The organism is Lentzea roselyniae (assembly GCF_039537795.1).
GTDB lineage: Bacteria > Actinomycetota > Actinomycetes > Mycobacteriales > Pseudonocardiaceae > Lentzea > Lentzea atacamensis.
On record NZ_BAABBE010000017.1, the window covers coordinates 14,922 to 27,906 of the forward strand.

Here is a 12,985-nt window from a genome sequence, read left to right on the forward strand (position 1 = left end):
GCGTTGCCACGGCTTAACTTCCTGCCAACGAGGGAGGCCGCGATGAAGGCGATCGTGCAGGACAGGTACGGCTCGGCGGACGTGCTGGAACTCAGAGAGGTCGAACGGCCCGTGCCCGGCGCCGGGGAGGTGCTCGTGCGCGTGCGCGCGTCGTCGGTGAACGCCGCCGACTGGCACGTGATGCGGGGCGACCCGTACTTCGCACGGCTGTTCCTGGGGCTGCGCGGGCCGAAGACCCGGATCAGGGGGCTCGACTTCGCGGGCGTGGTCGAGGCAGTCGGGCCCGGTGTGAACGGGCTGCTGCAGGTGGGGGACGAGGTGTTCGGTGAGGTCGAGGGCGCCTTCGCCGAGTACGTGTGCGTGCCGCAGCACCTGGTGGAACACAAGCCGTCGAACCTCACGTTCGAGCAGGCGGCGACGCTGCCGTTGGCGGGAAACACCGCGTGGATGGGCCTGCGCGACCTGCAGAGCGGGCAGAAGGTGCTGATCAACGGCGCGTCCGGCGGCGTCGGGCTGATGGCGGTGCAGATCGCCAAGGCGCGCAAGGCGATCGTGACCGGGGTGTGCAGCACGCGCAACGTCGAGCAGGTGCGGGCGGCCGGCGCGGATCACGTCATCGACTACAGGACCGACGACTTCGCCCGCGCCGGTGAACGCTACGACCTGATCTTCGACCTCGTGGGCAACCGGTCGATGAGCGAGCTGCGGGGCGCCCTCACCCCGGACGGGACGCTCGTGCTGTCCGGGGGAGGCAGCTTCACCGGCGGTGTCCTGTTCGGCCCGTACCGGCTGATCATCCAGGGCAAGGTGCTCGGGCCGTTCGCCCGGCAGCGGCTCGTGGTGCTGGAGGCCAAGCCCGGCAAGGAGAACCTGGCCGCGCTGCGGGAGCTCGCCGAGTCGGGACAGCTGGTGCCGGTGATCGAGCGGATCTACCCGCTGACCGACGTGCCGGACGCGATCCGGCACGTCGAGAAGGAGCACGCGCGGGCGAAGGTCGTGGTCACGGCCTGACCGCCGTAATTGCGTGGCGCCCGGCGGGCAGGGCGGCAAGGATCCGCGCATGGTCGAGGCGCGCGTGAGCGGTGGAATGGTTCGAGGCACTGTGGAATCGGGCGTCGCCGTCTTTCGCGGCATCCCGTTCGCCGCGCCCCCGGTGGGAGATCTGCGGTTCGCCGCGCCCCAGCCGGCCGCGGCGTGGGACGGTGTGCGGGACGCGTCGGCCTTCGGCCCGCCACCGCCGCAGTTGGGGATGTTCGGCATGGACGCGATGGGCGACAAGGGCGACGACTGGTTGACCGTCAACGTCTGGTCGCCCGATCTCGCCGCGAACCTGCCCGTCATGGTGTGGATCCAGGGCGGCGCCTACCTGTTCGGCACGTCGGGTCTCCCCGAGTACGACGGCACCCGGCTCGCCGGGGACGGCGTGGTCGTGGTGACGTTCAACTACCGCGTCGGCATGGAGGGCTTCGGCTTCATCGACGGTGCTCCCGCTCAAGCGAACCGCGGCCTGCTGGACCAGGTCGCGGCCCTGGAATGGGTGCAGGACAACATTCGCGCGTTCGGCGGCGACCCCGCCCGCGTGACGATCTTCGGTCAGTCGGCGGGCGGTGGCTCGGTGGCCTCGTTGCTCGCCATGCCGCGGGCCGCCGGGTTGTTCCACCGGGCGATCGCGAGCAGCGTGCAGGGCACGTACTTCACACCCAGGATGGCCTTCGGCATCGCCGCGGTGTGCGCGGCCGGACTGGGGTGGATCCCCGTCCTGGAGGATCTGTCCACTGTGGATCCTTCTGACCTGCCGGTCGTCGGCGACGACATGCTGGAAGTGATGGCCGGCTCGCCCGGTTCCTGGGGGCCGGCCGGATACAAGCGGATCCCGTTCGCGCCGATCGTCGACGGTGAGGTCCTGCCGGTCACACCGTGGGAGGCGGTGGCCGGGGGCGCGGCGAAGCACGTCGACCTGATCGTCGGCCACACCCGGCACGAGCAACGGATCCTCACCGCGCTCGACGGCATGCTCGGCGAGGTGACGGACGAGCAGGCGGCCAACGCGCTGGACTTCCTCGCGCCCGGCCCGGACGGTGCCCGCCGCTACCGGGAGAGCTTCCCGGACGCGGGCCCGGAGGAGCTGTACGACCTGGTCTGCTCGGACTGGCTGTTCCGGATGCCGTCGTTGCGGCTGGCCGAGGCACAGGCCGCGGCGGGCGGTCGTGCGCACCTGTACGTGCTGGCGTGGCCCGCGCCAGGCATGGGAGGCGCGCTGGGAGCGTGCCACGGCCTCGACGTGCCGCTGATGTTCGGCAACCTCGATCGCGGCCAGCCCGCGATGCTGATCGGCGACGTGACACCCGAGGCGGAGCAGCTGTCTGACCGCATGCGCGGCGCGTGGACGGCGTTCGCGACCGGCCGCGATCTCGGCTGGCCCGCCTACGACTCCGCCGACCGCCTCACGAGGGTCTTCGACTCTCATGACCAGGTGACCGCGTACCCCGAGGAGGAGTCCCGGCTGATCTGGCAGGACCAATCGTTCGAGCCGCTCCACTGGCAGCCGTAGGATCCGCTGGGACACAGCGACCTGGGGGAGTGGGAATGTCGTCGTTGAACCGCAGATCCGTGCTGGCCGCGTTCGCCGCGGTACCGTTGGCCGGCTCGGTGCCCGCCCGTGCCGAGGGTCCGGTGGCGGCCGCGGCAGCAGCCGAGGGAGGCGCGATGACGTTCGCGCGCCACCGCATTCCGGGCTTGATCGCGTTCGGGGACGCCGAGTGGTTCCCGGACCCGGTGCGCGGACCGCTCACCGTCGAGGCGTTGCCGGGCGGGCGCACCGGGGTGTCCGACGCGAAAGGCACGCTGGCCGTGCTCACCGCGGGCGCCCGCACTGTCGCCGTCCGGGGACCGCGGCGCTCCTTCAGCGAGCAGAAGCGGCCGTTCTCCGACGTGTTCGACCGCACGGTCGGCGGGGGCTGGGGCATGTCGCCGGGCGGCGGCACGTGGACGACGGCGAACGGCGAGCCCGCGAACTACTCGGTGCAACCGGGCAGCGGCGTGATCTCGTTGTCGCAGAACAACTCCAGCTACTTCGTGACGCTGAACGACCCGGCGATCGGCGACTTCGACGCCACGGCGACGGTCGCGCTGGACACGGCACCGGCGGGTGCGGACACGTCGATCGCGCTGACGTTCGGCCACCAGAACTTCGACAACCACTACCGGGCCCGGCTCGCGTTCAGCCCGAGCGGCTCCGTGCGGCTGAGCGTCGAGCGCGAACAGGCCGATCTCGTCACCACCCTGGCGTCCGCCATCGAGGTGGGCGCGGGGACCGGGCGCTGGCGCGTCCGCGTCGCCCGGTCCGGCAGCACCTCGCAGGTGAAGGCGTGGCGGGACGGTGCGGCCGAGCCCGGCTGGACGCACGTGGTCCAGGACCCCACGTTCGGCGCGGGCAGGCTCGGGATCCGCGCGATCGCGTCGAAGGGCAGCACCGCCGTGCCGAGCCGGGCGCTGGTGCACCAGTTCGCGGCGACCGGCACGTGGACCAGGCCGCCGGTCGTCACGCACGACACCTGGGTGCGCCTGCTGCCCGCACCGTTCCAGGGCTGGAACACCGAAACCGACGTGCGCGTCCGTGCCTGGGCGACCGATGTCTCGCCGGACGTGCTGGCGTACTGCGCCATGCTCCAGACGGGCGCGGCCCCGTACCACGAGGGCGGCGTGCAGGTGCTCGGCGAGTCCGGCTACGGGCCGCTGAACCCCGACGGCGCCCGTGTCGAGGGCGCGGACTTCCACGAGTACATGGGCATCGAGTGGACGTTCCCCGGCGGTGAGCACAAGCCCGCGCCGTCGTCCCGGTGGCATCGCACGCTCGACTGCTCCGGCATGGTGCGCATGGTGTTCGGCTACCACCTCGGCGTGCCGATGGTCTACGACGACACCGCCGACTTCGACGGCACAGTGCTCCCGCGCAGGTCGCGCGACATCGGCCCGAGCGGTCCCGGTGTGATCGTGCACGGTGACGGGACGTTCGCCGACATCCAGGTGGGTGACCTGGTGCTCTTCGACGCCGACGAGGAGGTGGTCACCGGCAGGCTCGACCACGTGGGCGTGTACGTGGGGCGTGACCAGGACGGCCGGTACCGGTTCGTCTCCAGCCGCAAGACGGTGAACGGGCCGACGATCAGCGACCTCGGCGGCGCCTCCACATTGGACGGAACAGGCACCTACGCGCGCTCGCTCCGCCTCGTCCGCCGGATCTGACGGGAATACCTGCCGCCGGACGACGTTGTACGCGTCCGGAAGGGAGGTTCGATGAGCGACAACTTCAACGCCTACCAGCCGAACGGTGAGGTGGCGGAGGACCGCTGGGTCACCGCGACGCGCCTGTTCGACGCCGGTCACGTGGAGACCGCGGCCGACAAGTGGGAGCGCGCACAGCTGCTGTTCGCGTCCAAGGACTACACCAGGGCCGCGCAGCTGCTGGCCGAGGTCGTGGTGGAGGTGCCGTTCCAGACGGACCTCTGCCTGCTGCTGGCCCGCGCCTACTACCACTCGGCCCAGCTGGCCAAGGCGGAGGCGCAGCTCCGCGCGATCGTGGACCGCGACCCGGTCGAGCACTACGCGCACCTGCTGCTCGGGCGGACGCTGGAGCGGCAGGGACGGCCGGAGGAGGCCGCGCCCTGGCTCCGGCTCGCCGCCGCGTTCAGCGGCGAACTAGCCGACGTCTAGTTTGGCGAACGCGCGCAACAGGCCAGGAGCGACGCGGCTCGCGAGTCGTGCGGCCTTCGCCTCCGCAGTCACCGGGACGACCGGGCGGTTGCGGCGGACGGCGCGGACGATCTCCTCGGCCACGCCCTCCGGCCCGAAGCCGCGCCGCGCGTAGACGCGGGACGCACGGGCCTGCTTGCGGCTCTGTTCCTCGGCGCTGACGCCGGAGAACGTCGTGGTGGCCGTGATGTTCGTGTTCACGAGCCCAGGGCAGATCGCGCTGACGCCGATGGCGTGCGGCGCGAACTCGGCCCGCAGGCAGTCCGAGAGCATGAACACCGCGGCCTTGCTGGTCGCGTACGCGGAGAGGATCTTCGACGGCACGTAGGCCGCCGCCGACGACAGGTTCACGATGTGACCGCCCTCTCCGCGTTCGACCATCAGCTCGCCGAATGCGCGGCAACCGTGCACGACGCCCCAGAGGTTGACGTCCAGCACCCGTTGCCACTGCTCGGTCGACGTGGAGAGGAACGACCCGGAGTGGCCGATGCCGGCGTTGTTGACGACCACGTCGGGCACGCCGTGCTCGTCGGCGACCTGTCGCGCCCAGGCCTTCACCGTTTCCTCGTCGCGCACGTCGACCTCGTAGGCGTGCCCGCCGACCGTGCCCGCGGTCTCCTTGGCCGCGGTGAAGTCCACATCGGACACCACCACCTTCGCGCCGGCCTCGGCGAACGCCACCGCGGTCGCCCTGCCGATGCCGCTGCCGCCACCGGTGATCACGACGAGCTCACGTGGGGGAGCGGAGTCGCCGATGAACTCGCCGATCATCCTGCTGAGCTGCTCCGGATGGCTGAGCGGCGCCCAGTGCCCTGCGGCGATCCTGCGGCGGCGCAGTGACGGCACCCAGCGTTCGAGGTCCAGGGGCTCGGTGCGGATGTAGCGGTCGCGGGTCGGCTGGATGACCTGCACGGGCATGGGTGCGATGCGGTGCCGCGGGTTGCGCATGACCTGCCGGATGTTGGCCCGGTACAACGAGATTCCGCGCACCGCGTCCCGGGTGATCGTCCTCGCGGGCTTGGCTTTGACGCCCTCCAGGCGCCTGAGCACGTCTCCCCAGCGCGGGCCGAGGTAGAGGCGCCAGAACAGCGGCGCGAGCACCGGAAGGTGGAACGCGCCGATGTACCAGGACCTCGCGAACTGCCGGACGTGCGCGACCGACAAGCGTTTGCGCGACCAGTGGCCCATGTGATCGAGGCACGGCCCGGAGATCGAGGTGAACGTGGCGATCCGCGCACCGGGCGTGGTCACCGCCTCCCACGACTGGATCGAGCCCCAGTCGTGGCCGACCAGGTGCACCGGTTCGTCCGGGCTGACCGCGTCGATCACCGCGAACAGGTCGCGCGCCAGGTGTTCGAGCCGGTAACCGTCCTCAGTGGAGGGTGGCGTCGACTCGCCCGCGCCGCGCACGTCGTAGGTGACGACCCGGAAGTCCTTCTCCAGGATCGCCGCCACGCGGTCCCACACGGTGTGCGTGTCGGGATATCCGTGCACCAGGACCACGGTCGGCCCGGCGGTGCCGCGCACCTGAACGGCGAGCTCGACTTCTCCGGAACGCACCTTCACAGTTCCTCCACGACTAGCCGGTCACCGGTTGGCCTGTCCACGCAGATCCGCACGCCGCCGACTTCGCACGTGCCGCAGAACCCCTGCCGGCACGAGTGGGCGACCGACGGCCGGAAGTCCCTGATCACGTCGAGCGCTGACCGGTCGGCGGGCACGTGCAGGGATACCCCGCTGCGGCGCAGCTCCACCGTGAACGGCCGTCCGCCGGCGATCGGCGGCGGGCTGAACCGCTCGAAGTGCAGCCAGCGCCCCGAGAACTCGGCCCTGACCTGGTCGAGCATCGACGCCGGGCCGCAGCAGTAGACCGCACCGCCGGGTTGAGCGTCGTTCAGGAGTGGTCCGCCACGCCCGATCCTGATGTCGACGTGGCCGATGGGCAGTTCGTCGAGGAACGGCATCGCCGTGGTCGACCGCCCGCAGTACACGAGCCGCCAGTCGAGGCCGGCTTTCGCGGCCGCGTGGACCATCGGCAGGATCGGCGTGATCCCGATGCCGCCCGCCACGAACACGACAGGTCCGATGCCGGCGAACGGAAAGGCGTTGCGCGGTCCTCGTACCCGGATCCGGTCGCCGACGTGCAGCGCCTGCACCTCGCGTGACCCCGCGCCGACCTCGCGGACCGCGATCCGGTACGTGTCGTCTTCCGGGTTTCCGCACAGCGAGTACTGGCGACGCAGCCCGGACGGCAGGTGCAGATCGAGGTGGCAACCGGGCTGCCACGCGGGCAGCCCGGTTCCTCCGAGTCTGAGGCTCACGACGCCGTCCGCGACCCGTTGGCGTTCGACCACGTTGAGCCACAACGCATCCCGCGCCGTGCCCGGACGCGCCCTGCCGCCGATCCTGAGCACCGCGGCGTCGTAGAAGGTGCCGAACCAGGTCAGCCCGCGCAGCATCAGTGCGCCTCCCGTGCGGCGGGGGAGGAGGCCAGATAGGCGATGGCCTGGCTCGTCGATCCCTCCTGCTTCGGGTGGTAGGCGGGGTGGAAGTACCGCAGGAACGCCCGGAGGATCTCCGACAGCTTCGGCAGCAACCCACGCCGCCCGGCCCGCATCGCCTCCCGCCAGGTGAGCCGCGCTTTCGTGGTCTTGTCGGCCTCGACCATGAACCGCGCACCCCGCACCCACAGCCAGAACAGCACGGGCGCCACCAGCAGCATCGTCCGCGCCCGGCGCACGTAGCGGCGGTCGAGGTGGCACATCAGGTCGTACGCGACGCTGCGGTGCTCGACCTCCTCGGCGGCGTGCCAGCGCAGCAGGTCCAGCATCACGGGGTGGATGCCTGCCCGGTCGAGCGCGCCGGCGTTCAACATCCAGTCGCCGAGATACGCGGTGAAGTGCTCGACGGCCGCCACGATCGCCACCCGCTCGATGAGCTGCTCGCGCGCCTGTTCCTCGCCGAGCCCGGCCGTGGGACCGAGGATCCGGCGGAACACCTGCTCCATCTGCCGCGTGAACGGCCGCGGGTTCAGCCCGTTGGCGAGCAGGTGGTCGAGCACCTCGCTGTGCGCCTCGGCGTGCATCGCCTCCTGCCCGATGAACCCGAGCACGTCCTCGCGCAACGTGTCGTCCGTGATCAGCGGCACGGCCTGCTGGAACGTCCGCACGAACCACTGCTCGCCCTCGGGCAGCAGCAGGTGCAGGACATTCATGACGTGCGTGGTCACCGGCTCGTCCGGCACCCAGTGCATCGGCAGCGTCGACCAGTCGAATTGCACGTCACGAGGCTGCAGCACGAGGTTGTCCGGCTCCATCGCGTACCTCCAGCAATTACTACGCCCGCGTAGCTTTGTGAAAGCTACGCCACCGTAGCAATATGGACCCGTGAGCACAACGCGCCGGAAGTACGCCCGCCGCCTGCCACCCGAACAGCGCCGCGAGCAGCTGCTGGACGCCGCCCTGAGCCTGATCCCGGCAGGCTTCGACACGGTGACGATGGAATCGGTCGCCAAACAGGCCTCCGTGACCAAACCCGTCCTCTACGACCTCTTCGCCAACCGCTCCTCCCTGATCAGCGCCCTGCTGGAACGCGAGGCGACCCGCGCCACCGAACAGGTCCTCGCCGCCCTCCCGACCGACTTCGCCACCCGCTCCCCGGACGACGCCTTCGCCGACGCCGTCCGCGTCTTCGTGAACGCCGTCGTGGAGGCTCCGGACCGCTGGCGTCTCGTGCTGCTCCCGCCGGAGGGCACGCCACGCGAGTTCCGCGCCCAGGTCGGGCTGGTGCGCGCGGGGGTGCTGGCTCAGATCGAAGACCTGGCGGCTCTGGGGGTGAAGGAGCTGGGCTGTCTGGACGACCTGGACTCGGCTTTGCTGGGTCACGCGATGCTGGCGTTGGCCGAGATGTCCGGTCGTCTTGTGCTGACGGATCCGGAGAAGTTCACGCCTGACCGGCTGGTGGCGTTCGTGACCCGGATCGCGCACGGGCTGCGTTGAGCACCTGACGCATGTGGTGCAGCGCCTCCCGGTCGCTCATCCCCGGCGCGGTCGTCGTGATGCCGCTGACGAGCCGTTCCGCGGCCAGCGCCCCGAAATCGTTGGCGTGCTTGAGATAGCCGAGCATCACAGCCGCTTCCTCGCGCAGCCTCACCTTGGTGATGGCGATGAACTCGACCGCCACCACGCTCGCCGCCACCACGTTGCCGGTCTCCAGCAGCTCGTCGATGTGCTCCGCGAGCAGCTCGAACGCCCGCCGCTCGTCCCCGCGCCGAAACGCCGCCCGAGCCCGGGTCGTCTTGGTGGCCGACAACGTGCCGGGCGGCAGCTCGACGTCCGCCGCCTCGTCGAAGAACGCCTCGGGATCGCGCCCCTGGAACATCGCCGAGTAGCCGAGCGTCTGCAGCGACCAGTGCAGCAGCGTCGGCGGCCCCTGCGCGCGATACCGGGCGGCGAGCTCGGCGACCTTCCTGTCGACGTGCTCGAACTGCCCGACGCCGATGAGCGTGCCCGCGGGCATCAGCTCCAGGAACGCCCTGAGGTCAGGCGAGTCCACCGAGTCCAGGGCCTCGGGCAGGCACCGCGCGAGCTCGTGCCCGTCCCCGGACGAGTAGGCGCGCGCATAGCGGCCGAGCGGGTGGTCCGGCACGCCGGGCAGCGCGGCCGGCCTGGAACCCTGCGTGTTCCGCTCAGCCACCCACACCAGCCAGAACGCGCGCAAGCTCGCCTCGACGCCGCCGGGACTGTCAGACCCACCCGCTATCGTTGATTTTGGGGGAACCCGGCCGACGTCGTGTGTGTGGTGAGCCGCCATAGGGGGCAAGAGCCGCGAGGCCCGGTCACCACCGCTCAGGAGCCGCTCGGCCCAGTCACCGATCTCCCGTCGTCCCCGCAGTGGCAGCTCGGTCACGACCGGCCGGATCAGTGCGGCGGCCAGCCCGAGATCCGCCCGCTCGAACGCCCGGGCCACGGCCACCCGCAGGTTCGGCCACAGCTCGGCGAGCCGCCCGACCCCTTCGGCCTCGCGTGGCCCGGTCAGCAGCTCACCGACGGCCGCAACCTGCCGCAGACACCAGGAAGCGTGCGCGGCCACCGCCTCGGAACGATCACCGAGCTCGGCGGAGGCGAACTGCCGCAGCGGCTCCAGCAACCGGAACCGCCGCCCGAACGGTCCAGCGTGGACAGCAACCATCGAACGCTCGACCAGATCCGCGAGCACGTGATCCTCCGCCACCGCGCTCAGGTCGAACGGCGCCGCGAACACCGACAGCCGGCAGAACAGCGAACGCTCAGCAGTCGACAACAGGCCATAAGACCACTGAATCGCCGACCGCAACGTCCGATGCCGAGCCGCCCCGGTCCGCCGCACCCCGATGTCCAGTCGAGTCAGCAGCTCGGCAGGCCGATGACTCCGCACTCGCGCAGCAGCCAGCTCAATCGCCAACGGAATCCCATCGAGCCGTGCACAGAGCTCGGAAACAAAGGCATCCCGCACGTACGTGGGATCTGCAGCTCGCGCACGTACGTGAAACAGCTCAACGCTCGCAGCGAGGTCCAACGGCTCCACAACAACAACCTGCTCGTCAGCAACAGCAAGCCGCTCTCGAGAAGTAGCCAGAACCTGCACCGAAGAACACACAGCAGCAGCGAACGCCGCCGCCCCGTCAAGCACGTGTTCGCAGTTGTCCAGCACCAACAACGAGGGCCGAGCGGCAACCACCGCCTGCGCCACCGTCAGCCCAGGCCGCTCAACGATCCCCAGCGCATCCGCGACGGCCCGCGGCACGTCAGCAGAAGACGTGATCTCCGCCAACGACACGAACGCCCCGCCAAGGACGGAAGCGAGCCGCGTCTTCCCGATCCCGCCCGGCCCCACCAGCGTCACGACCGGAGACCGCTGCAACGCCTCCGCAACAGCCGCAAGATCACCGGAACGCCCGATCAACACCGGAGCCGGCACCGCAGCATGCGCGAGCACCTGCTGCTCCACCGCACGCAACTCGGCCCCGGGCTCAACCCCGAGCTCATCAACAAGATGCTGCCGAACCCGTTGGTACACCGCGAGAGCGTCGGCCTGCCGACCGGTCCGATAGAGCGCCGTCATCAACAACGCCGCGAGGCGCTCACGTGTCGGATAGTCCGCCATGAAGGACGACAGCTCACCTACAACAGCGCGCGGATCCGCCGCCACACGACGCGAGAAGTCCATCTCGACCGCGCTCAGCCACTCCTCGACCAGCCCGGCTACCGCCGCCGCCAACCCCGGCGCCTCCAGGCCGGCCAGCGGCACCCCGCCCCACTCCGTCAGCGCCCCGGCGGCGTCACCGGCCCGCAGACATGAGCGAAACCGCGACACGTCAGTAGCCGCGTCGAGCCGATAAGCCGCGCCAACCCGCGTGATCACGGAAGCCCCGAGCGACTTCCGCAGCTGCGCAACGTGCCACTGCAACGCCTTCGAAGCCGAAGCGGGCGGCGAATCACCCCACACGAGATCAATCAGCCGTGACACCGGCAACGGCACGCCCGCGGACAACGCCAGCGCCGCCAGCACCGTCTGCGACCTGGGCGAACCGATGTCGACCGGCTCGCCGTCGCCGGTGGTGGCGCGGACACCACCGAGCAAACCGATCCACACTCGCGAATTCTCACACACCACACGCACACCAGCCGCACATCAGCACGAGCCAATCTCAGCGTCATGACAGCACGTGTTGTTGGTTCCCTCTTCATCACCGCCACGGCCGCCGGAGTGGTCAGCGCGTCCACACAAGGCACCACCAGAGGCCTGATGGTGTTCCTCATGGCAGTGGCCATCGCCTTCATCGCACCAACGCTGTTCCCCGTCCTCAAACAACACGGCGAAGGCACCGCGATGGGGTACGTCGTCGCGAGAACGTTGGAAGTCGTGTTCCTGATGACGGCCATAGCACCGATCGCGGGCCTGCAGATCGACGACCTGTGGGGCCACGCCAGCGCCATCTACTTCTGTGTCAGCGTCGTGCTGCTGAACGTTCTCCTGTTCCGGTCGAGGCTGGTGCCGCGGTGGATCTCCATGTGGGCGTTGGTCGCCGTGGTGCCGTATCTGGCCGGTGCCGTGCTCGTGCTGCTCGACGTGCTCACCCCAACGCAGGCTGGCACGCTCTTCGTGCCGTTGGCGGTCAACGAGATGGTGCTCGCGGTCTGGCTGCTGGTGAAGGGGTTCAGCGCCGAGCTCGAACGTGCGTGAGCAGCGCCAGCCCGGTCGGATCAACGCCCACCGACACGTCGCAACCCGGCAGCAGAGCCCGGACGGCGGCCTCGTCGCGCTCGATCAGCGACCACTCCATCAGGTACTCCAACGACCACCGGAACGGGTTCCCCACACCGGTGCAGGAGAAGTAGAACGTGCCGCCCGGACGGCACAGCCGAGTCAGCACGGCCTCGGTCAGACGGACGGCCGCGCGGTCGTTGAAGTAGTCGTACAGGCCGTTCACCAGCACCAGGTCAAACGGCCCGGACTCGGCCAGCGCCGCCAGAGCGCGGAAGACGTTGCCGTGCACAACGGTGGTGAAGTCGTTGAGCAGGCCGAGGCGTTTCTGCGCCAGAGACAACGCGTCCGGGTCCACGTCGGTGAGCACGAACCGGTCGCCCGGCCGCACGGTGCCCGGCGGGATGTGCCGCAGCTCGGGGGCGGCTCCCGACGCGATCAGCAGCACCGAGCGCGGGGCGTTGCGCGGTGCGGTCAGCACGTCGCTGATCAGCCGAGCCTGGTGAATCACCCGGTTGCGCAGCTGCTGGGTGATCGCCGAGCTCTGCAGGCTGGCCTCGACGTGCCAGGCGAGGGTGCCCGGCGCGGCGCCGTTGGCCTGGGCCAGCACGTGCTCGATCAGCTGGTGGTCACCGGGATAGCCGCGAGCCCACTCCTGTTCGCTCCGCATGAACGGGGAGCGGGCGCACGCGGACCGGGCCGGCTGGACGATCGCGGCGATGTCCTCGTCCGGCACGCCCGCGAGCACGCTGGCGCCGATCTGCGTGCCGAGCGTGCGGAACCGGCCGCCGACCAGCATGTGCGTCGCGGGATCGGTGAGGTCGAACTCCTTCTCACTGCGCAGCAAGCCGTCGACGGCGTCGCTGAGCCGGTGCAGGGCGTCCATGCTTTGCGGGAGCACTGTCATCGAACACTTCCTCGCTGCGGCAACCGTTCCAGAGCCTGTCAGCCGGCGCCGCCGACCGACAGAGGCTTTCGGGTAATACGG

The 12,985-nt window shown here is 70.2% G+C and carries 11 protein-coding genes; 6 read left to right on the forward strand and 5 right to left on the reverse strand.

The window, feature by feature from the left end; all coding sequences use genetic code 11:
* Positions 1 to 42: 42 nt before the first annotated feature.
* Genes ABFX45_RS27960 through ABFX45_RS27975 form a run of 4 tightly spaced genes read left to right on the forward strand, consistent with a single transcriptional unit; the run spans position 43 to position 4,713 of the window.
* Positions 43 to 1,011 (forward strand): NAD(P)-dependent alcohol dehydrogenase, encoded by a 969-nt coding sequence (locus ABFX45_RS27960; protein WP_112225854.1) that lies wholly within the window; start codon positions 43 to 45, stop codon positions 1,009 to 1,011.
* Between the two features lie 49 nt (positions 1,012 to 1,060).
* Complete coding sequence (locus ABFX45_RS27965; RefSeq protein ID WP_346133032.1) at positions 1,061 to 2,551, forward strand: carboxylesterase/lipase family protein; 1,491 nt, start codon at positions 1,061 to 1,063, stop codon at positions 2,549 to 2,551.
* A 35-nt stretch (positions 2,552 to 2,586) separates the two neighbouring features.
* Complete coding sequence (locus tag ABFX45_RS27970) at positions 2,587 to 4,245, forward strand: NlpC/P60 family protein (protein ID WP_346133034.1); 1,659 nt, start codon at positions 2,587 to 2,589, stop codon at positions 4,243 to 4,245.
* Positions 4,246 to 4,296: 51 nt separating this feature from the next.
* On the forward strand, positions 4,297 to 4,713 hold the full coding sequence (locus ABFX45_RS27975; protein WP_346133036.1) for a tetratricopeptide repeat protein: 417 nt from the start codon (positions 4,297 to 4,299) through the stop codon (positions 4,711 to 4,713).
* Here the strand turns inward: ABFX45_RS27975 and ABFX45_RS27980 are convergent.
* The 3 genes from ABFX45_RS27980 to ABFX45_RS27990 are packed head-to-tail and all read right to left on the reverse strand — an operon-like array spanning position 4,699 to position 8,068.
* On the reverse strand, positions 4,699 to 6,312 hold the full coding sequence (locus ABFX45_RS27980; protein ID WP_346133038.1) for an SDR family oxidoreductase: 1,614 nt from the start codon (positions 6,310 to 6,312) through the stop codon (positions 4,699 to 4,701). The two genes, ABFX45_RS27975 and ABFX45_RS27980, sit on opposite strands and share 15 nt — an antisense overlap.
* A 2-nt stretch (positions 6,313 to 6,314) precedes the next feature.
* Positions 6,315 to 7,211, reverse strand: coding sequence for a PDR/VanB family oxidoreductase (locus ABFX45_RS27985; RefSeq protein WP_346133040.1), 897 nt, complete (start codon positions 7,209 to 7,211; stop codon positions 6,315 to 6,317).
* On the reverse strand, positions 7,211 to 8,068 hold the full coding sequence (locus ABFX45_RS27990; protein WP_346133042.1) for a metal-dependent hydrolase: 858 nt from the start codon (positions 8,066 to 8,068) through the stop codon (positions 7,211 to 7,213). Before ABFX45_RS27990 ends, ABFX45_RS27985 begins: the two co-directional genes overlap by 1 nt.
* Positions 8,069 to 8,138: 70 nt before the next feature.
* Between ABFX45_RS27990 and ABFX45_RS27995 the strand changes: the two genes are divergently transcribed.
* Positions 8,139 to 8,750 (forward strand): TetR/AcrR family transcriptional regulator, encoded by a 612-nt coding sequence (locus ABFX45_RS27995; RefSeq protein WP_346133044.1) that lies wholly within the window; start codon positions 8,139 to 8,141, stop codon positions 8,748 to 8,750.
* On the opposite strand, the gene ABFX45_RS28000 is transcribed toward ABFX45_RS27995, so the two are convergent.
* Complete coding sequence (locus ABFX45_RS28000; RefSeq protein ID WP_346133046.1) at positions 8,695 to 11,385, reverse strand: AfsR/SARP family transcriptional regulator; 2,691 nt, start codon at positions 11,383 to 11,385, stop codon at positions 8,695 to 8,697. The two genes, ABFX45_RS27995 and ABFX45_RS28000, sit on opposite strands and share 56 nt — an antisense overlap.
* 63 nt (positions 11,386 to 11,448) lie before the next feature.
* Here ABFX45_RS28000 and ABFX45_RS28005 point away from each other — a divergent pair, with 63 nt between their 5' ends.
* A complete protein-coding gene (locus ABFX45_RS28005) occupies positions 11,449 to 11,976 on the forward strand; it encodes a DUF4386 domain-containing protein (RefSeq protein WP_346133048.1) in 528 nt (175 codons plus the stop codon).
* Here ABFX45_RS28005 and ABFX45_RS28010 read toward each other — a convergent pair.
* On the reverse strand, positions 11,951 to 12,904 hold the full coding sequence (locus ABFX45_RS28010; protein WP_346133050.1) for a class I SAM-dependent methyltransferase: 954 nt from the start codon (positions 12,902 to 12,904) through the stop codon (positions 11,951 to 11,953). The genes ABFX45_RS28005 and ABFX45_RS28010 overlap by 26 nt on opposite strands.
* Positions 12,905 to 12,985: the final 81 nt, after the last annotated feature.